Source organism: Lentzea xinjiangensis, from assembly GCF_900110955.1.
GTDB classification, from domain to species: domain Bacteria; phylum Actinomycetota; class Actinomycetes; order Mycobacteriales; family Pseudonocardiaceae; genus Lentzea; species Lentzea xinjiangensis.
The window spans coordinates 73,576-91,706 of sequence record NZ_FOFR01000022.1; the positions used below are offsets into that span (position 1 = coordinate 73,576).

Genomic DNA, 18,131 nt, shown 5'->3' on the forward strand with positions numbered 1-18,131 from the left:
AAGTCGACTGTGCGGTTACCTCGCAGGTGCGCTCGACGCCCGCACCACCAACTCGGGCTCGAACAGCAGCTCGTCGGGTGCGACCGTGTTGCCGGAGATCTGGTTGGCCAACAGCTCCACGGCCGCCCGCCCCATCGCCTCGATCGGCTGGCGCACGGTGGTGAGCGGCGGATCGGTGCAGGTCATGAACGCCGAGTCGTCGTACCCGATGATCGACACGTCTCTGGGCACGTCCAGCCCGGCCCGCCGGACGGCCCTGATGGCGCCGAGGGCGAGCGGGTCGCTGGCGCAGATGATCGCCGTGACCCCGCGCTGCACGAGCTTGGTGGCCGCCGCCTGCCCGCCTTCGAGGCTGAACATGGCGTGTTCGACGTCCGCGCCCCCGCACTTGGCGATGGCTTCGAGCTTGCGCTGGCTCGGCACGTGGTCCGGCGGCCCGAGCACGGCCCCGATCCGCTTGTGCCCCAACGACGTCAGGTGCCCGTACGCCTGCTCGACAGCCACCGCGTCATCACACGAGACCCGCGGGAACGCCAGGTCGTCTATGGCGGCGTTGACCAGCACCGCGGGCAGCTTGCGCGACATCATCTGCTGGTAGTGCCCATGACTCGCGTCCTTCTGCGCGTACAGCCCACCGGCGAACACGATGCCGCTGACGTGCTGCTCGAGGAGGAGCTCCAGGTACTCCGCCTCCGTCACCCCGCCGGCCGTCCTCGTGCAGAGGACGGGCGTGAAGCCCCGTTGCGCCAGCGCGTTGCCCACCACGTCCGCGAACGCGGGGAAGATCGGGTTCTGCAGCTCGGGCAGCACCAGCCCCACGAGCCGCGCCCGCTCGCCCCGCAACTGCGTCGGCCGTTCGTAACCCAGCACGTCGAGCGCGGTGAGCACGGCACTGCGCGTGGCGTCCGAGACGCCCGGCTTGCCGTTCAGCACCCGGCTGACGGTCGCCTCGCTGACCCCGACCTTGGCCGCGACCTCGGCCAGCCTTCGTTGCGTCATGGCGCAAGTGTACGCAAATTCTTGCGTTCGCTTGCGGCGGCGGTCCACCCGGCTGGCGGTCGCCTGGATGGCCGCTCGCTGGATAGCCTCCAAGAGGCTGGCACGGGAGGAGACCGCCATGAGCTCCCACCACGAACCGGCGCCGCCCGAGCCGGTGCCGTTTCCGGTACCCGATGTGCCGGGTCAGCCGGTGACCGAGGTCGACTGGTTCCGCCGGGTGCCAACCGGCGGCGGAACCGTCTATGCGCGCCCAACGGACTGAGTGGCGATGCGGTCGCGTGTACCGGTCTACTTCGGCAGCCTGATCGCGACCATCGTGCTGGTCAACACCCCGGCGCCCAGAATTCTGGTGTCCGCGGTGCTCAACCCTGAGGCCGGTGACGCCGTCGCACGGAGCCTCGGTTCTGTCACCAAGGACCTGGTGCTGGTGTTGTTGATCTCGTTGTACTTCGAGTGGGCGCGCACCAGGGGGCAAGCTGAACTGTTGCGTGGTATTGCCCACAAGCTCGACGCGATCCGCGAGGACGCCCGGACCGCGTCCGCTCCCTCGACGAGAAAGCTCGTCCTGGACACGGCAACCCCTGAGGAACTCGTCGAAGCTGCCCTCGACCGGCACATGCCGCACTCGAACGACAAATCTTCCTTCGTGCCGTTGGTGCTTTCGCCGAAGCCCGCCCACCACGACGTGTCGTTGACGATGCGAGTCGAGCGGGGAGTTGAGAACACCCTGCTCGTCGGCGTTCGTTTCGACTTCACGGCGCAGCGAGGACCGATCATGATCGCGGCGACGACCTCCCCCACCCACGCCGCAGCGTTGTCCGCGGCCTGCCCGCAGTTGTTCGACGCTGCTGCCTTGCCTCGCTCCACGCCGTTCGCTGAAGCCGCAGACGCCTACGGGCAACAGATCGAGTGCTATCTGGAGCGGCGTCGGGAGGGCATCAGGAAGATCGAATTTCGCAGGGTCCCGACGAACGCGGTAACCAGGTACATCTCTCCGCCCGTGGGCATTGCGCCGACCGATGTTGCGCTCTAGTTGGCGGATCTCAGCCAGGAGAACAGCGAACACGTTCGGCTGCGCGTACTGACCCGTTGGTCACAGGCTCTCTCCGAGCACTTCATCTACTGGTGTGCGGACAGGTCCATGTTCATCCGCACGCTTACGGTGGACGTTCGCGCGGTGCGTGATCCCAATCGGGAGATCCACGTGCAGGCTTTCCTCGGTGGTGTCGCTTCGTTGATGCTCGACACTGCTGAAGGGCATCTCTCGCTGAGTTTGGACCGGTGGGTCGTACAGGGACAGGGAGTCGTGGCGGTGTGGTGACTCAGCGACGTTGCTCCCGCCACAGCAAGGCAACACCGTGCCCAGGCAACATCCAGGCTTGGACGTCCAGGTCACCCAACTGGTCGGCGCACAACCACTGCGCCGCCTCGGTACCGGACCGGAAGGTGAACGGCATGATCCGGAACTCGTGGCCGGGGGAGTGGTCGACGGCGAGCTCGGTCGCGTCGAAGCTGATCTTGTCCACAAAGGATGGATAGGGTGACTGCCAGTAGGCGAAGCCGTCGTTGGTGCGCTGCAACGAACGTGACGACACGGTAAGGCCGAGGACCGCGCGCACGACGTGGTCGTCCGCGATGCCGCTGAGGTCGCATTCCAGGATGCGCAGGTCGCTCATGTGGTTGAGCGGGCTGAGCTTCGGCAGCGGGGGCATCGCCTCGCGGAACAACGTCAGGTAGTTGGCCCACTGGTCGAATCTGACTTCGATCGGTGGGATCTGGCTCGGCTCGGCCGACCGGCGCCGGCCGTCGTGGTCGAGGTAGTCGATGCTGATCTTGGTCGAGCGGCGGATGTCGTCTACCGAGTCGAGAAACAGCGACGCGTCCGGCATGAAGTACAGCTCGAACAACGGGAAGCGGCACGCGGCGCTGATCGTGTCGCGCAGAGTGGCGTTGCTGGTGGCGAAGATGACGAATCGGTCGACTGGGACGCTGTGCCGGAACTGATGGCTCTGCGTCGTGGTCAGGTGGTAGGTCTTCGTGTCGACGCCCTGCAGTTCGAGCCGGACTGTTGTGCGTGTGCTGATCGTCAGGTCGTCGCCCTTGGGATGCAAGCCGTTGCCGCCGAGCACGCCGGACACCACGTCGTCATTCTGCTGCCCGGTTCCGTAGATCTTGGAAAGGAACGTCCGCAGTACGTCGCTGGGCAGCAAATGCTCAACAATGCCGGGGCCGGAGATCCGGCTGATCTCGTGCACCAAGCGTTGGTGCAGGAAGAGCTCGTAGGCGCCCAGCAGGAAACCGGCCAAGGCGGGCAACGGCCACAGCACGACCAGCAAGTCGTGCAGCAGGCTTCGCGAAGTGGGCTGCCACAGCAACGCGACGGCCAGGTCCGCCGCGGCGAGGGTGAGCAGTGCGAACGCGACGGCCAGCGCTCGCCCGTGCTTGCGCGCAGCCATCACCCGACGCCCACCCCCCGATTCCACCGCTCGTCCCTACATGGTGGGAGTGATGGCGGATGAGCACCAGACCCTTTGGACCCGTGTCGGGTCAGCGGGTGTTGTTCCAAATGGGGTTGTCCGACACCGCCACGAAGGAGTCCAGCGTGGCCCGCGGCTTGGCGTCGTCGGCCGCTAGGTCGTTGTAGAGGCCGAGCAGGTGAGTGGTCATCGCGCTCTTCGCACCCACCTCGTCGTGCCTGCGCAGGAACCAGACCACCTGGTCGTGCTCGTTCACCGAGCGGTTGTGCACCTCGCGGGACGTGTGCGCGTGCCGCTTGCAGTCCTGCAAGCCGGGCACGAGCGCCTGGTACATGCTCTCCAGCAGCTCGTTGTGGGACGCGCGGACCAGTGCCGAGTGGAACTCCTCGTCCGCCTCGATCACCTCCTGCGGGTCGTCGACGGGCGCGCGCTGGTAGCGGCGGTTCAGCTTGGCCAGCTCGTCGAGCTCGCCGTCGCCCGCGCGGACGGCGGCGAGGCTCGCCGCCGTGGCCTCGAGCGCGATCCGCACCTCGAGCAGGTCGGTGTGGGAGAACCGGCGGGCGGCGAGCCTGTCCTCCAGGTTCTCCTCGACCGCTGCGAGGTCGGTGCGGCGCACGTACCAGCCCAGGCCCCTGCGCACCTCGACGATGCCCTGGAGCTGCAGGCGCTGGAGAGCTGTACGCAACGAGCTGCGCGCGACATCCAGTTTCCGGGCCAGCTCCGGCTCGGTGGGGAGGCGGTCGCCGGCCTTGAGGGTGCCGCCGATGATCTGCTCCCGGAGCTTCTGCTCGATCAGCTCCGGAAGGGGCCGTCGCGAGTCCGGCGAGAGCGACCAGCTCTCGCCCGGATGGGAGTCGTCGACGGGCATTGGCTCAGCTTAGAGCCGTTGCCGTCTGCTTGCAACCTGTCTGGCAACCTGGCGACCGTTGACAGACAACCTACAACGAGAGATGCTTTCAGCAGGCGAGAGGCCCGGGACCGCCCACTCCTGGGAGCACTGCTCGCCCAGTCGGGAGGAACGAGATGTCCGCAGGGAGTGCACTCGGAATCGCCGCCGCCGTCGCTGTCGCCGTCACCGCGATCGGCTGGCGCACCGTGCTCACGATGATCACCGTCTCGATCGTCGCGCTGGCTGTCGTCGGCTTCGTGAACGTCACCAGCATCGTGTTCGGATGATGAGCACGACCAGCTAGACCCCGGTGCCCCGGCCGCGTCCGCCCGACGCGACCGGGGCACCGGTCTTTTCCGAGGGGATCTGGCTGTTGTCCACGTCACGACGTGCCGTAGGCTTCCGCGCCATCAGGGGCGCGCCGCCGACCGTGGGGTGTCCGTGGCTCCCTTTGCGTCGGGGGACGTTCAGTACGGAGTCTTCGGTGGTCAGTTCACCTGTCGTGAGCACGCACGCGCTCCACGCGGCGATCGCTCCCGCGGCCGCTCTGGTCGAGGAGCGCCGCACGCTCTACCGGCTCGCGGCGGACCTCTTCACGCCCGGCACCGAGTTGTCGGACAACCTCGCCGACCACCCGATCGTGCGCTACGAGATCGGCCGAGCCCTGGCCGGGCACGACGGCCCGGACTGGGCGCGGCTGGCCCGCGCTTCCGCGATGCGCGTGCGGGACGCGGGGATCGCCGTGGTGGCGGACCCCGCCGCGGCCGAGCTGCTCGAGGCGCCGCTGCGCATCGTCGCCCCGCCCGGCACGCGCCCACAGCCCCTCACCGAGGCCGACGGGGAGCGGTTCGACCTCGTCTGCTCGATCGTCGCCGAAGGGGTCCGGCTCTTCCGCGCACTGGCGCCGCGGATGGCCGAAGACCTGCTGGCGCACGTGTCGATGCTCGCCGTGCTCAAGAAGGAGACGTCCGGCGGCGTCGTCTCGGCGTCGTCGCGCTACGTGCCCGGCATCGTGCTCATCGACGAACCCTCGCTGCCGATGGAGGTGGCGGAAGCACTTGTCCACGAGGGCGCGCACGAGAAGTTCTTCGACCTGGCCATCACGCGAGAATTTCTCGATGCGGCCGCTGAGGAAGAAGATTGTTTCGTGAACTCGTGGTCACGTGCCCGCTGGCCACTGGAACAGACGTTCGCGGCGTGGCACGCCTACAGCTGCCTCGCGCAGTTCCACACCACGATCGGTGCGCACCAGCCCGGCCCCGACTCGCTGCTGCCCAAGGCACGGGAGCGGGCGGACGAGATCGGCCGCTGGCTGATCGAACACGAAACGGCACTGCGCGCCGACTCCCGGTGGCTCCTCCGTTCACTCTTCGGTGAAGCTGCCGGTGAACTTGCTGGTGAGCGCACTGCCCAGGTGGATGTGCGATCCGATGTGGACTATGTCACCCTATGCGCGGAGATCCGGGAAGACGGCAATTTTCGCGTGGTGCCAGACGTGCGCATCCGGCGTGCTGGCACTGGTCGCGCGGTGGTGGGCCGGGCAACCCGACCGCCCGATCTCTTCTGGCTCGACACCGACGCGAGCTGGGTTGCAGGGCAACTCGACGATGTGCACCCAACATCGTTCGGATCGTTGCTTTCGCGGGCGAGCGAAGAATGGCACGAACCCCCGGATCTCGCGGTCCGACGTCTGAGAGCATCAATCCGATCTCTGGAGTCGTCCGCAATCATCGAGTCGACTCCCTGAGAAGGAATGATGACCACCCCGAACCAGCCACTCCACCGGCAGCAGTTTTCGCGGAGGGCCGGCGTGTCCGTACCCCGCCCCGTGGCCGGAGTGGAATCGGTGATCGACCAGCCGGTCACCCCCGTTTCGTGGTTCAGGCGGATGCCGACAGGAGGCACGGTCTACGTGAAGCCTGCTGAGAGCACGCAGAGCTGATCCCCGTGACAGAGTGACTTGGTTCACCAGGTTCCCTAAATGATTAGATCCGGTTCCAGGGAAGCGATCACGATTTCCCTGGTCGGAAGTGATTTTCTTCAAGTCGGTCTTCCTTGGATGATTCCCGAGAGGATCCGCGTGGCTCCCAACGAATTACCTCGCCAGCCGAAGCCGCTCGCAGACGACTGCATGCCCGAGCAGCGCAAGCCCGGTGAAGCGCGCCAGCCGGTCCCAGGGCAGCCGGTCAGCTCCGTCGACTGGTTCCGGCGCATGCCGACCGGTGGTGGCACGGTGTTCCTGCGGCCCGCCGAGGCCGGGCAGGACTGAGCTCTCGCACGCGCACACCCGGAGGGGCCGGTTCGCCGGCCCCTCCGGCGTTCGGTCGTTCGGGTACGCGACTTCACGGGCGTATAACAACTGGGCCACAGGGTGTATCGAGGGCACGGCTTAGGCCGATAGGGGGACGTTCATGGTCTTAGATCGCGGCATCCGCCAACCCTCACGGAGTAACCCGATGCGTCTGACGCCCCTGAGAAGATCCGGCCTGCTCGGCGCCATGGCCGCCGCCGTGGCCACGCTCGCGCTGGCGACCACCGCGTCCGCCGACGAGCCGACCACCGACGACCCGCGTGCGGTCGCGTTCGCCAAGAACGTCGACATCAACCACCCCGACGCCTGCACCGTCGGTGGGTTGACCGGGACCACGATCCACCCGAACAAGTTCACCTACACCGGTGGTGACAACCAGCAGCACCTCGACATCACGGGTCTGCCGGCGAACGTCCAGGTCACCGGCATCGTGGTGAAGGGCGGGGACGCGTTCAACGTCTACCTCGCCGGCAAGCTCGGTGCGACGCTGCCGTGGGAGGACCTGCGGGCGCCGCTCAACAACGGCGGCAAGCTCCCGGAGATCAGCCACTGGTACGGCTGCGGCATCCCCCAGACGCCCAGCAGCAGCGTGACCACCACCACGACGACCACGTCGACCACGACCGCGACGATCACGTCGTCCTCGACTGCGGCCACCACTCCGACGTCGTCCTCGTCTTCCTCCTCGTCCTCCGACGTCGCACCGACCACGACGACGACCACCGTCGCGCCCGTGCCGGTGGCGAACGAGGACGACCTGGCCTCGACCGGCTTCGGGTCGGCCTGGCTGCTCGGCCTCGGTGCCGCGCTCGTGGCCGCCGGTGCCGCCGTGCTGCTCGTGATGCGCAGGCGACGCGCCTAAGACCGTTCCATCAGCACGCCCCACAGCGTGCCGAAAAGGAATCTGACCTCGACGTGGAACTCCACGTCCGAAGAAGCCGCCCCGCCGCCGTAGATCTCCACGGCGCGTTGGGCGGCTTCTTCGCCTTGTGCGCCGGCCAGGCAGGCCAGGTCCCACGCGACGGGGCCGCGCCAGGTGTCCTCGAAGTCGTTCCACACCGGACCGGACGCGGTCATCAGCAGGTTGCCGGGGTGCGAGTCGCCGTGCAGCGGCTGGACGTCGTGGTGGTGCGCGTCCCAGGCCGCCAGCAGCTCGGCCCGCCGCTCGCGGAACGGCTCCAGCTCCCCGACACCGATGCTCTCCAGGTACGAGAGCGTGTTGTCCACATCGTCCATAGGGCCCCGCACGGGCAGTTCGCCCTCGTAGAGACGTAGCTCGGCGTGCAGGTCGGGCAGCAGCTTGAGGACGTCAGGCCGGGAAAGCTCGACGTCCGAATCGTGCGGGACGTACGTGCTGAACGAGAGCACGAAGCCGTCTCGCGTGTGAGGTCCCGCGGGCAGCTCGGGAGAAGGCGGTACGACCGGGACGCCCCGCGAGGCGAGGAAGGCCGAGATCGACGCGTCGCGGGCGAAGTGCCCGGCGACGGAGGGCCGCACCAGCGCTGTCCGCGCGGCGATCCGGGCGACCACCGGGGCCGGGCGCAGGTGCACGAGGACGTTGCTGCCGTCCTTCAGGACGACCGGGTCCGCCGACATCACGCCGTGGTCCGCCGCGGTCGAGACAGCGGCACGCACGGCTCTTGAGGTGCTCACCGCACGAGGCTGGCATCAGCCCTGGGGCAGCAGCGACTCCATTTCCGCGATCTCCTTCTCCTGGCTGCTCACGACCTCCTGGGCCAGCTCGCGGGTCTCCGGGTCCGTGCCGGCGGAGAGGTGCTCGCGCGCCATCTCCACGGCGCCGCGGTGGTGCTGGATCATCAGCGAGAGCCACTGGCGGTCGAACTCGGTGCCGTCGAGGTGCGCGAGGTTGCCCAGCTCGACCAGGCCGTGCGCCCCGGAGTGGCCGTGCGAGGTGTGCGACGACGCCTTCACCGGCGCCTTCCAGGACTTCAGGAAGCCGTTCATGCGGTCGATCTCGGGCTGCTGCGCGCGGGAGATGCGCTCGGCCAGGTCGACCACGCGCGGGTTCTCCGTGCGGGAGGCGACGAGCCTGCTCATCTCCAGCGCCTGCTCGTGGTGGGGGACCATGCCCTGGGCGAACGCGACGTCCGCGGAGTTGTGCGTGGCGGGGCTGCCACAGGCGGTCAGCGACAGGACGGCGGCGACGGCGAACGATCGGAGCACGGCGGCAGGATACGTGTGACGTGCGCTACGCCGCTGGCCACCGGGCATGGCCCACCCGAATGGGACTGATCGGCTCCGTCTAATATCCGGTGAGTTTCCCGAACGACTGGTCCCACCAAGGCCTGGAGGCACCGTGACGGCCGTAGCCCCGCAGCCGATCGCAACGCGTCCTTATCCGACGCGCACTGCGGTCAAGGGGTCCTTCCTGCTGCGGATGTTCCGCACCACGGACCACAAGCAAATCGGCATCATGTACCTGGTCACCTCGTTCGCCTTCTTCATGGTGGGCGGCGCGATGGCCATGCTGATCCGGACCGAGCTTGCCCGGCCTGGCATGCAGTTCCTCAGCCAGGAGCAGTACAACCAGCTCTTCACGATGCACGGCACCGTGATGCTCCTGCTGTACGCGACGCCGATCGTCTTCGGCTTCGCGAACTTCATCCTGCCGCTGCAGATCGGCTCGCCCGACGTGGCGTTCCCGCGGCTCAACGCGTTCTCGTACTGGCTGTACCTCTTCGGCGGCCTGATCGTGATGGCGGGGTTCATCACCCCCGGCGGCGCGGCTGACTTCGGCTGGTTCGCGTACACGCCCCTGAGCAACGCCATCCACTCGCCCGGCGCCGGCGCCGACCTGTGGATCTCCGGCCTGGTGGTCGGTGGTCTCGGCACCATCCTCGGCGCGGTGAACATGATCACCACCGTGGTCTGCCTGCGCGCGCCCGGCATGACGATGTTCCGGATGCCGATCTTCACCTGGAACATCCTGGTGACGTCGGTGCTGGTGCTGCTCGCGTTCCCGATCCTCACCGCGGCGCTGCTCGGCCTGCTCGCCGACCGCCACCTCGGTGCCCACGTGTTCGACCCCGCCAACGGCGGCGTGATCCTGTGGCAGCACCTCTTCTGGTTCTTCGGGCACCCCGAGGTCTACATCGTGGCGCTGCCGTTCTTCGGCATCGTGTCCGAGATCTTCCCGGTGTTCAGCCGCAAGCCGATCTTCGGCTACAACGGTCTGGTCTACGCGACGCTCGGCATCGCGGCCCTGTCCGTCGCCGTGTGGGCGCACCACATGTACGCGACCGGCGCGGTGCTGCTGCCGTTCTTCGCCTTCATGACGTTCCTCATCGCGGTCCCGACCGGTGTGAAGTTCTTCAACTGGATCGGCACGATGTGGAAGGGCCAGCTCACGTTCGAGACGCCGATGCTGTTCTCGATCGGCTTCATCGTCACGTTCCTCTTCGGTGGCCTCTCCGGCATCCTGCTGGCCGCGCCCGCGATCGACTTCCACGTGTCCGACACGTACTTCGTCGTCGCGCACTTCCACTACGTGCTCTACGGCACGATCGTGTTCGCGACCTTCGCCGGCATCTACTTCTGGTTCCCGAAGATCACCGGCCGGTTCCTCGACGAGCCGCTGGGCAAGCTGCACTTCTGGACGACGTTCCTCGGGTTCCACGCGACGTTCCTCGTCCAGCACTGGCTGGGCAACGAGGGCATGCCGCGCCGGTACGCCGACTACCTCGCGTCGGACGGCTTCACGACGCTGAACATGATCTCGACGATCGGTGCCTACATCCTGGGCGCGTCGACGCTGCCGTTCATCTGGAACATCTTCCGCAGCTACCGCTTCGGTGAGATCGTCACCGCGGACGACCCGTGGGGCTACGGCAACTCGCTCGAGTGGGCCACCTCGTCCCCGCCGCCGCGGCACAACTTCACCGAGCTGCCCCGGATCCGCTCCGAGCGCCCGGCGTTCGAGCTGCACTACCCGCACATGATCGAGCGGATCCGCAACGAGGGCCACGTGACCTTCACCGGCAAGACGATCCCGCACGAGGCGGCGCCGCCGGCGCTGTCCGAGATGGCGGCGTCCGCCATCAAGTCGGGCACGGCCTCCGAGAAGGACGACTCGGAACACGACAAGTAACCTGCTGCTCACAGGTTCAACGACGAGCCCCGGCTGCTTCGCGCGGTCGGGGTTCGCCGCGTCTACGAGGAGACGACGACGTGAAAACGCCCGTGCTCATCACCGTGACCGGTCCCGACAAGCCCGGTGTCTCCTCCGTGCTCTTCGCGGTGCTGACCAGGCACGGCGTCGAGGTGCTCGACGTGGAGCAGGTCGTCATCAGGGGACGGCTGGTGCTCGGCGCGCTGGTCTCGACCGACCACGACCCGGAGGGCCTGCAGGAGTCGGTCGAGCAGGCCATGGCCACCGTCTCGATGCACGTGGAGATCGAGATCGGCGCGGACTCGAAGCGCACCGCGCGGCTGGAGTCCTCGCACGTGCTGATCGTGCTCGGCCGCCCGGTCACGGCGAAGGCGTTCACGGAGGTGGCGCGCAGGCTCGCGTCGCTCGGGGTGAACATCGACGCGATCCGCGGTGTCGCCGACTACCCCGTCACGGGTCTCGAGCTGCGGGTCTCGGTCGCCGACGACACGCTGGAGAACGACGCGGAGCTGCGATCCGCGCTGGCCGAGGTGTCGGTGCGGGTGGGCCTCGACATCGCGGTCGAACGGGCCGGGCTGACGCGGCGCGCCAAGCGCCTGGTGGTGTTCGACGTCGACTCCACGCTCATCCAGGGCGAGGTGATCGAGATGCTGGCCGCGCACGTCGGGTGCGAGGAGCAGGTGCGCGAGATCACCGAGGCCGCGATGCGCGGCGAGCTGGACTTCGCCGAGTCGCTGCGGCGCAGGGTGGCGTTGCTGGAGGGCCTCGACGCGACGGTGCTGGACGAGGTCGCGGCGTCGCTGGAGCTCACGGCCGGCGCCCGCACCACGATCCGCACCCTCAAGCGCCTCGGCTTCTACTGCGGAGTCGTGTCCGGCGGCTTCACGTCGGTGATCACCAGCCTCGCCGACGAGCTGCAGCTCGACTTCTGCGCGGCGAACACGCTGGAGGTCGTGGACGGCAAGCTGACCGGCAAGGTGGTCGGCGAGATCGTCGACCGGCCGGGCAAGGCGGTGGCGCTGCGCCGGTTCGCCGAGGAGGCGGGCGTGTCGCTGGCCCAGTGCGTCGCGGTCGGCGACGGCGCGAACGACATCGACATGCTGAACGCGGCCGGTCTGGGCATCGCGTTCAACGCCAAGCCCGCCCTGCGCGAGGTGGCCGACACCGCGCTGTCGCACCCGTTCCTCGACGCGGTGCTGTTCATCCTCGGCGTGACGCGGGCCGAGGTGGAGGCCGCGGACGCCGCGGACGGCCTGGAGCTGACCCGGCAATGATGATCCTCGACCTCATCGCCTCCCGGTACCACGCGGCCAGATCCGATCCGGGAGAGACCGAAGTCCGCGCGATGCCGATGGTGCTGCGCATCGAACGCGTCGACCCGCCGTCCCGGACGGCGCTGCTGGAGGCCGCGGCCGCGTCGGCGGTCGCGGTGTGCCTGGACCCGCGGTCCGACGTCGGCGGCGAGTGGCACGAGGCCGTGCGCGCGTGGGTGGCCGGACGGATCCGCAAGGTCTCGCGGCGGGCCCGCGGCGTGCAGTGGGAGGCCGTGCAGGACCTGCCGGGCGTGACGATCACCGTGGACGGCGCATCCGTGCGGTCGTTGCTGCCCGTCCCGGTGTCCGAGACGCCCCGGGAGGTCGCGAAGCTGCAGATCTCGGGCTCCGACCTGCCCCTGGACGAACCCGGCCCGGTTCCGGAGGGTGCGCGGCTGCTGTACGTGAACCCGCGCGTGGAGATGTCCGCCGGCAAGCTCGCGGCCCAGGTCGGGCACGCGTCGATGCTGCTGGCGCCGACGTTGCCGGTCGCCGAGCTGAAGGCGTGGGCCGCGCTCGACTACCGGTGCGCGGTCCGGACGCCGGCCCCGGCCGAGTGGGACTCGCTGATCCACGGCGGCGACGTCGTGGCCGTGCGCGACGCCGGTTTCACGGAGGTCGCGCCGGGCACGACGACGGTGCTCGCTGTTTGAAACCGGCCCAACCGGGTAAATCAGCGTCTCGTGGGCCTACTCGACGTGCTCGACGCCCGGCTCGGTGACGGGCTGGAGAACCTGCTGTGCTCCCACCACGCCCGAAGACTGAGGCGGCTGGGGTGGGGCGACGTGCTCGGTGGTGACGGCGCGGGGTGGTTCACCCCGCGCCGTCCGGTGCAGCGCGGCAACAAGATCGAGGTGCTCATCGACGGCGCCACGGCCTTCCCCGCGGTGGCCGAAGCGATCGAGAACGCGCAGAAGTACGTCCACATCGCGAACTGGCACGCCTCGCCGGACTTCCGGCTGACCAGGGAGCCCGGTGCGCCGCAGTTGCGGGAGCTGCTGTCCGCCGCGGCCGAACGGATCCCGGTGCGCGTGCTGCTGTGGGCGGGTCCGCCCATCCCGTTCTTCGAGCCGACGCGCAAGCGGGCGCAGGCGGCGAAGAAGGCGTTCCTGGAGTGCGGCGCGGTCCGGTGCGAGCTCGACGCGCGTGAACGGACCCTGCACTGCCACCACGAGAAGATCGTGATCGTCGACGACGTGGCGTTCGTCGGCGGCCTGGACATGACCGCCGTGGAGGGCGACCGCCACGACTCGCCGGAGCACCCGCCGCGCGACCTCGGCTGGCACGACCACATCGCCCGGCTGGAGGGCCCGGTCGTCGCCGAGGTGGCCGCGCACTTCGCCGCGCGCTGGCTCGAGATCGCGGGGGAGACCCTGCCCGCGCCGGAGGTGCCGCCCGAGGCCGGGTCGTCGTCGGTGCAGCTCGTGCGGACGATCCCGGAGAAGACCTACTCGTTCGCCCCGCACGGCGACTTCAGCCTGCTCGACTCGTACCTGCGGGCGCTGCGGGCCGCGGAGACCCTCGTGTACGTGGAGAACCAGTTCCTGTGGTCGCCGGAGATCACCGAGGTGCTCCTGGAGAAGCTGAGCAACCCGCCCACGCCGGAGTTCCGGATGGTGCTGCTGCTGCCGCAGAAGCCGAGCAACGGCGCCGACACCACGCGTGGACAGCTCGGCCGGCTGTTCGACGCTGACACCGACAACCGGCTCGTGGCCGCGACGCTCGTCTCCCACGGCGACGCCCCGGTCTACGTGCACGCCAAGTTGTCCATTGTGGACGACAAGTGGATGTCCGTCGGCTCGGCGAACCTCAACGAGCACTCGCTGTTCAACGACACCGAGGTCAACGTGGTGACCGACGACCCGGAGGTGGTGCGCTCGACCCGGCTGCGGCTGTGGGCGGAGCACCTGGAGACCGATGTGTCCGGCCCGGCGGACAAGGTCGTCGACGAGGTGTGGCGCGCGACCCTGGAACGCCCGTCTCGGGTGACCACGCTGCCCGGGGTGTCCCGGCGTTCCGGAAGGTTGCAAGGACCGTTACGCGGATTGCTGGTCGACGGCTGATCTCGGGGTCTAGCGTGGCTTCGTGGCCAACGAGGTGACGATCCCGCTGCTGCCGTGCGCCGCCATCGACGAGGTGGCCGAGTTCTACGTCATGCTCGGGTTCACGGTCACATATCGCCGGCACCGGCCGAACGCGTACCTGTCGCTGCGGCGCGAGGAGATCAACCTCCACTTCTTCGGCATGCCCGGCCACAACCCGTCGGAGTCGTACAGCTCCTGCCTGATCCAGGTCGACGACCCGCGGGAGCTGTACGAGGCGTTCGCGGCCGGCATGCGCGAGGTGTACGGGCGGGTGCTGGTCTCGGGCATCCCGCGGATGACCCGCCCGCGCCGGGACGGGTTCCTGGTGGTCGACCCCGGCGGCAACTGGGTCCGGGTGGTGCCGGCGGTGCCGGAACAGGAGTCCGGTTCGTCCAACGGGTTGACGCGCGCGTTGCGCAACGCGGTGACGCTCGCGGGGTCGCACGGCGCCGAGCGGCGGGCGTTGAAGATCCTCGAAGGAGCCTTGATGCGCGAGGTGCACGCCTCGGAGGAGGAGCGGGCTTCGGCGTTGGACTTCCGCGACGAGCTGCTCGAACGCCTCAACTCGGCCAGGTAGCGTCATCCGCGCGGGACGACTGTTATTCGCATGAGCAAATAGCTCGGTGTCGTTTCGGCAGGCCCGGGCTTAGCTTCGGGCGGTGGCAAACGAACTGACCATTCCGCTCCTGCCCTGCCCCTCCATCGACGAAATCGCGTCGTTCTACGAGATGCTCGGCTTCTCGGTCACCTACCGGCAGACGCGGCCGAACCCGCACGTCGCTGTACGGCGGGAAGACATCAATCTGCACTTCTTCGGCATGGACAACTACGACCCGGCGCAGTCGTACAGCACGTGCCTGGTCATCGTGACGGACACCGGTCCGTTGTTCGAGGCGTTCGCGGCGGGGATGCGCTCTGTGCACGGGAAGGTGCTCGTCTCCGGCATCCCGCGGATGACCCGGCCCCGGTTGCGCAACGACCGGTACACCGGCTTCACCGTCGTCGACCCCGGTGGCAACTGGATCCGGATCACCAAGGCGACCGAGGAACCGGAGGCGAGGACCAAGCTCGCGAAGGCGATGGAGAACGCCGCCCGCATGGCCGACGCGCGCGGCGACGAGGCTCAGGCGCTCAAGATCCTCGAAGGCGCGCTGAAGCGGGCGGACGGCTCCGAGGCGGAACTGGCCGAGGCGCGCCAGTTCCGCGACGAGCTCGTCGAACGGATCAACGGGTCCTGACTGGGGGCCTTCGCCTAGGGAGAGGTGGCCTGCGGCGTGTGGGCCGCGTCCAGGCGCTTGAGCGCGGCGCGGACCACCTCGGGGTCGTAGGTCGTCCAGAACGGGGGGAGCGAGGCGCGCAGGAAGCCGCCGTAGCGGGCCGTGGCCAGCCTCGGGTCGAGGACGGCCACCACGCCCTTGTCCGACATCGACCGCAGCAGCCGGCCGGCGCCCTGGGCCAGCAGCAGTGCGGCGTGGGTGGCGGCGACGGTGAGGAAGCCGTTGCCGCCGCGCGAGTTGACGGCCTTCTGGCGGGCGGAGGCCAGCGGGTCGTCAGGGCGCGGGAACGGGATCCGGTCCATGATCACGAGCTGCAGGCTGGGGCCCGGCACGTCGACGCCCTGCCACAGCGACAGGGTGCCGAACAGGCACGTGCGCTCGTCCTCGGCAAACTTCTTGACCAGCAGGCCCGTCGCGTCCTCGCCCTGGCAGAGGATCGGGTGGTCGAGCTTGTCCCGCAACGCCTCCGTGGCCGCCTTCGCCGCGCGCATCGACGAGAACAACCCGAGCGCCCTGCCGCCCGCCGCGTTCACCAGGCCCTCGATCTCGTCGAGGTACTCCGGCGGCAGCCCGTCGCGGCCCGGCTGCGGCAGGTGCCTCGCCACGTAGAGGATGCCGCTCGACCCGTGCTGGAACGGCGACCCGACGTCCAGCCCCGTCCACTTCGGACCGTCGGGGTCCTTGTCGGTGGCGGCTCCCTCGACCTTGCGGACCTTCTCCGCCGGCGGGAGGCCCCACTGGCGCGCCATCGTGTCGAAGGCGCCGCCCAGCGTCAGCGTCGCGGACGTCAGAACCGTGGTGCGCTTGGCGAACAGCCGCTCCCGCAGCAGGCCCCCGACGCCGAGCGGGGCGACCCGCAGCGAGGGCGCCTTCTGGTTGAAGTCGCCCGACACCCACACGACGTCGCGCTCCTCGTCGAACGCCTCCAGCACCCGCACAGCGCAGTCGTGGACCTCCTCCAGCAACGCCAGCGCGAGCTTGCGCGCCGTCGCCCCGTCCGGGTCCTCCTTGCGCTCGGGCCCCATCGCCGACATGCAGTTGTGCGCGGCGTCGCGGGTGGCGGCCAGCGCTCCGGCCAGCGCGCGGGGCAGCGCGTCGAGCCGGCCGGCCGGCATGTCCTCGAGGATCATCGCGAGCCCGTCGCTCGCCTCGGCCAGCCTGTCCGCGACGTCCTGGTCGATGAGCCGCCCGCACCGGCGCGCCGCCGTGGCGACCGAGGCGCCGCTCAGCTCCTCCGTGGCCACCGACGTGACGCGGTCGACCAGGTCGTGCGCCTCGTCGATCACCACCACGTCGTGGTCGGGCAGCACCTGGTAGCCCTCCAGCGCGTCGATGGCGAGCATCGCGTGGTTCGTGACCACCACGTCCGCCTTGCCCGCCTCCGCCCGCGCCCGTTCGGCGAAGCAGTCCGACCCGATCGGGCACTTCGACACGCCGAGGCACTCGCGAGCCGTGACCGACACCTGCCGCCACGCCTGCTCGCTGACACCCGGCACCAGCTCGTCGCGGTCGCCGGTCTCGGTGTCCGACGACCACTCGTGCAGCCGCTTCACCTCACGCCCGAGCTTGGAGACCGCGAACGGGTCGAACAGCGCCGCGTCGTCCGGCTCCTCGGGCGCGCCGTTGTGGACGCGGTGCATGCACAGGTAGTTGCGCCGCCCCTTGAGGATGGCGAACGTGGGCTCGCGCCCCAGCTCCTTCTTCAACGCCTTCGCCAGACGCGGCAGGTCCCGGTCGACGAGCTGGCGCTGCAACGCGATCGTGGCCGTCGAGACCACCACCGTCTCGTCCTCCGCCACCGCGTGCCGGATCGAGGGGACCAGGTACGCCAACGACTTGCCGGTGCCCGTGCCCGCCTGCACCGCGAGGTGCTCGCCCGTGCGGATGGAGCGGTCGACGGCCTCGGCCATCTCCACCTGGCCAGGGCGCTCCGCACCGCCGACGGCGTGGACGGCGGTTTCGAGCAGGCTCAGCGAGGGGGGAACTTCAGGCACGGGACAGACCGTACCGGGCAGGTCCGACAGTCCCCGCCAGGAGTCGCGGACTCGGTGGTCGCCGACCGGGTGTGCGCGGTGGGGCGGAGGCCGGAGGCTGCGGGCGGAGGGAAGGCGGAAGACGCGGGTGAAGAGGGTGGGTGGAGGGCGAAGGCGGCGAGCGGAGGCTGCGGGCGGAGAGCAAGGCCCGAAGTTCGCGGCCGCGGCCGGTACCCCGCCGCAGACTCAGTCGCCCCGCCGCCTCACCCACCACCACAGCCGCCCCCGCCACCACCCCCACCGCACGAGCCGGACGAACACCCGCCCCCACAACCACCACCCGGCGACGCGTCACGCCCAGGCAGCATCGCGACAGCGGCCGCCGACATCCCCAGCAACGCGGCGACCGGGAGCCCGCCGACCCTCCCGCGCAGCCCGCGCGCCGCCGCCGCGCCCATCGGGTTCCGCGGGCTCACCGAGGATCCGCGCTTCCAGTGGCGAGATGGGTGTGCGGGGCGGCCGGTGCACGGCGGTCACCACGCCCTCGCGGGAGACTCGGACCAGACCGGCCTGCAGCAGCCGGGCCAGCGCGACCCCGGCGGCGCGAGACGGGCCGCCGGACAGGCAGCCCAGCTCTTCCGGGGTGCGGATTCCTCGGCGTGGCTGTCATCGTTACCTG

20 protein-coding genes are annotated in these 18,131 nt (G+C 69.3%); 13 read left to right on the forward strand and 7 right to left on the reverse strand.

What is annotated here, in order from left to right:
* Positions 1–15: 15 nt before the first annotated feature.
* Complete coding sequence (locus tag BMW88_RS33730) at positions 16–999, reverse strand: LacI family DNA-binding transcriptional regulator (RefSeq protein WP_089958917.1); 984 nt, start codon at positions 997–999, stop codon at positions 16–18.
* A 118-nt stretch (positions 1,000–1,117) separates the two neighbouring features.
* Here BMW88_RS33730 and BMW88_RS42405 point away from each other — a divergent pair, with 118 nt between their 5' ends.
* The 3 genes from BMW88_RS42405 (at position 1,118) to BMW88_RS41315 (ending at position 2,320) form a co-directional block, all read left to right on the forward strand.
* Positions 1,118–1,261, forward strand: coding sequence for a hypothetical protein (locus BMW88_RS42405; protein ID WP_177221547.1), 144 nt, complete (start codon positions 1,118–1,120; stop codon positions 1,259–1,261).
* A 6-nt stretch (positions 1,262–1,267) separates the two neighbouring features.
* Positions 1,268–2,032 (forward strand): hypothetical protein, encoded by a 765-nt coding sequence (locus BMW88_RS33735; protein ID WP_089958920.1) that lies wholly within the window; start codon positions 1,268–1,270, stop codon positions 2,030–2,032.
* Positions 2,033–2,140: 108 nt separating this feature from the next.
* A complete protein-coding gene (locus tag BMW88_RS41315; protein ID WP_143116394.1) occupies positions 2,141–2,320 on the forward strand; it encodes a hypothetical protein in 180 nt (59 codons plus the stop codon).
* 1 nt (position 2,321) lies between these two features.
* On the opposite strand, the gene BMW88_RS33745 is transcribed toward BMW88_RS41315, so the two are convergent.
* On the reverse strand, positions 2,322–3,326 hold the full coding sequence (locus BMW88_RS33745) for a hypothetical protein (protein WP_245778243.1): 1,005 nt from the start codon (positions 3,324–3,326) through the stop codon (positions 2,322–2,324).
* A gap of 220 nt (positions 3,327–3,546) precedes the next feature.
* Positions 3,547–4,344, reverse strand: a complete 798-nt coding sequence (locus BMW88_RS33750; protein ID WP_089958924.1) for a FadR/GntR family transcriptional regulator — start codon at positions 4,342–4,344, stop codon at positions 3,547–3,549.
* Positions 4,345–4,499: 155 nt separating this feature from the next.
* Between BMW88_RS33750 and BMW88_RS42410 the strand changes: the two genes are divergently transcribed.
* From BMW88_RS42410 to BMW88_RS33765, 4 genes are all read left to right on the forward strand, one after another.
* On the forward strand, positions 4,500–4,652 hold the full coding sequence (locus BMW88_RS42410; protein ID WP_177221548.1) for a hypothetical protein: 153 nt from the start codon (positions 4,500–4,502) through the stop codon (positions 4,650–4,652).
* Positions 4,653–4,867: 215 nt separating this feature from the next.
* Complete coding sequence (locus BMW88_RS33755; RefSeq protein ID WP_089958926.1) at positions 4,868–6,112, forward strand: aKG-HExxH-type peptide beta-hydroxylase; 1,245 nt, start codon at positions 4,868–4,870, stop codon at positions 6,110–6,112.
* Positions 6,113–6,445: 333 nt separating this feature from the next.
* Entirely contained in the window at positions 6,446–6,634 is a 189-nt protein-coding gene (locus tag BMW88_RS41320; RefSeq protein ID WP_143116395.1) for a hypothetical protein, read from the forward strand.
* Positions 6,635–6,821: 187 nt separating this feature from the next.
* Positions 6,822–7,538 carry an LPXTG cell wall anchor domain-containing protein gene (locus BMW88_RS33765; protein ID WP_177221549.1) on the forward strand — a complete coding sequence of 239 codons (717 nt, stop codon included), beginning with the start codon at positions 6,822–6,824 and terminating at the stop codon, positions 7,536–7,538.
* Here BMW88_RS33765 and BMW88_RS33770 read toward each other — a convergent pair.
* Positions 7,535–8,329: an aminoglycoside phosphotransferase family protein gene (locus tag BMW88_RS33770; protein ID WP_143116397.1), complete on the reverse strand. Its 795-nt coding sequence runs from the start codon at positions 8,327–8,329 to the stop codon at positions 7,535–7,537. The genes BMW88_RS33765 and BMW88_RS33770 overlap by 4 nt on opposite strands.
* A 15-nt stretch (positions 8,330–8,344) precedes the next feature.
* The gene (locus tag BMW88_RS33775; RefSeq protein ID WP_218148306.1) at positions 8,345–8,860 is read right to left on the reverse strand and encodes a DUF305 domain-containing protein; all 516 of its coding nucleotides are present in this window, start codon (positions 8,858–8,860) and stop codon (positions 8,345–8,347) included.
* 133 nt (positions 8,861–8,993) lie between these two features.
* Here BMW88_RS33775 and ctaD point away from each other — a divergent pair, with 133 nt between their 5' ends.
* The 6 genes from ctaD (at position 8,994) to BMW88_RS33805 (ending at position 15,440) form a co-directional block, all read left to right on the forward strand.
* A complete protein-coding gene (gene ctaD / locus BMW88_RS33780; RefSeq protein WP_089958937.1) occupies positions 8,994–10,784 on the forward strand; it encodes an aa3-type cytochrome oxidase subunit I in 1,791 nt (596 codons plus the stop codon).
* Positions 10,785–10,864: 80 nt separating this feature from the next.
* The gene (gene serB, locus BMW88_RS33785) at positions 10,865–12,079 is read left to right on the forward strand and encodes a phosphoserine phosphatase SerB (RefSeq protein ID WP_089958938.1); all 1,215 of its coding nucleotides are present in this window, start codon (positions 10,865–10,867) and stop codon (positions 12,077–12,079) included.
* Positions 12,076–12,771 carry a peptidyl-tRNA hydrolase gene (locus BMW88_RS33790; RefSeq protein WP_089958940.1) on the forward strand — a complete coding sequence of 232 codons (696 nt, stop codon included), beginning with the start codon at positions 12,076–12,078 and terminating at the stop codon, positions 12,769–12,771. The genes serB and BMW88_RS33790 overlap by 4 nt, the downstream gene beginning before the upstream one ends.
* 30 nt (positions 12,772–12,801) lie before the next feature.
* A complete protein-coding gene (locus BMW88_RS33795; RefSeq protein ID WP_089958941.1) occupies positions 12,802–14,181 on the forward strand; it encodes a phospholipase D-like domain-containing protein in 1,380 nt (459 codons plus the stop codon).
* A 22-nt stretch (positions 14,182–14,203) separates the two neighbouring features.
* The gene (locus tag BMW88_RS33800; RefSeq protein WP_089958944.1) at positions 14,204–14,779 is read left to right on the forward strand and encodes a bleomycin resistance protein; all 576 of its coding nucleotides are present in this window, start codon (positions 14,204–14,206) and stop codon (positions 14,777–14,779) included.
* An 82-nt stretch (positions 14,780–14,861) separates the two neighbouring features.
* The gene (locus BMW88_RS33805) at positions 14,862–15,440 is read left to right on the forward strand and encodes a VOC family protein (RefSeq protein WP_089958946.1); all 579 of its coding nucleotides are present in this window, start codon (positions 14,862–14,864) and stop codon (positions 15,438–15,440) included.
* 14 nt (positions 15,441–15,454) lie between these two features.
* On the opposite strand, the gene BMW88_RS33810 is transcribed toward BMW88_RS33805, so the two are convergent.
* Positions 15,455–17,473 (reverse strand): ATP-dependent DNA helicase, encoded by a 2,019-nt coding sequence (locus BMW88_RS33810; RefSeq protein WP_483868437.1) that lies wholly within the window; start codon positions 17,471–17,473, stop codon positions 15,455–15,457.
* 330 nt (positions 17,474–17,803) lie between these two features.
* Positions 17,804–18,103, reverse strand: a complete 300-nt coding sequence (locus BMW88_RS44535; protein WP_089958948.1) for a TIGR04222 domain-containing membrane protein — start codon at positions 18,101–18,103, stop codon at positions 17,804–17,806.
* Positions 18,104–18,131: the final 28 nt, after the last annotated feature.

Excerpts from the sequence above, each read along its gene's own strand:
- BMW88_RS33750 (WP_089958924.1), bottom strand. The coding sequence starts at position 4,344 with ATGCCCGTCGACGACTCCCATCCGGGCGAGAGCTGGTCGCTCTCGCCG.
- BMW88_RS33790 (WP_089958940.1), top strand. The coding sequence starts at position 12,076 with ATGATGATCCTCGACCTCATCGCCTCCCGGTACCACGCGGCCAGATCC.
- BMW88_RS42405 (WP_177221547.1), top strand. The coding sequence starts at position 1,118 with ATGAGCTCCCACCACGAACCGGCGCCGCCCGAGCCGGTGCCGTTTCCG.
- BMW88_RS33730 (WP_089958917.1), bottom strand. The coding sequence starts at position 999 with ATGACGCAACGAAGGCTGGCCGAGGTCGCGGCCAAGGTCGGGGTCAGC.
- BMW88_RS41315 (WP_143116394.1), top strand. The coding sequence starts at position 2,141 with ATGTTCATCCGCACGCTTACGGTGGACGTTCGCGCGGTGCGTGATCCC.
- BMW88_RS33765 (WP_177221549.1), top strand. The coding sequence starts at position 6,822 with ATGCGTCTGACGCCCCTGAGAAGATCCGGCCTGCTCGGCGCCATGGCC.
- BMW88_RS42410 (WP_177221548.1), top strand. The coding sequence starts at position 4,500 with ATGTCCGCAGGGAGTGCACTCGGAATCGCCGCCGCCGTCGCTGTCGCC.
- BMW88_RS33735 (WP_089958920.1), top strand. The coding sequence starts at position 1,268 with ATGCGGTCGCGTGTACCGGTCTACTTCGGCAGCCTGATCGCGACCATC.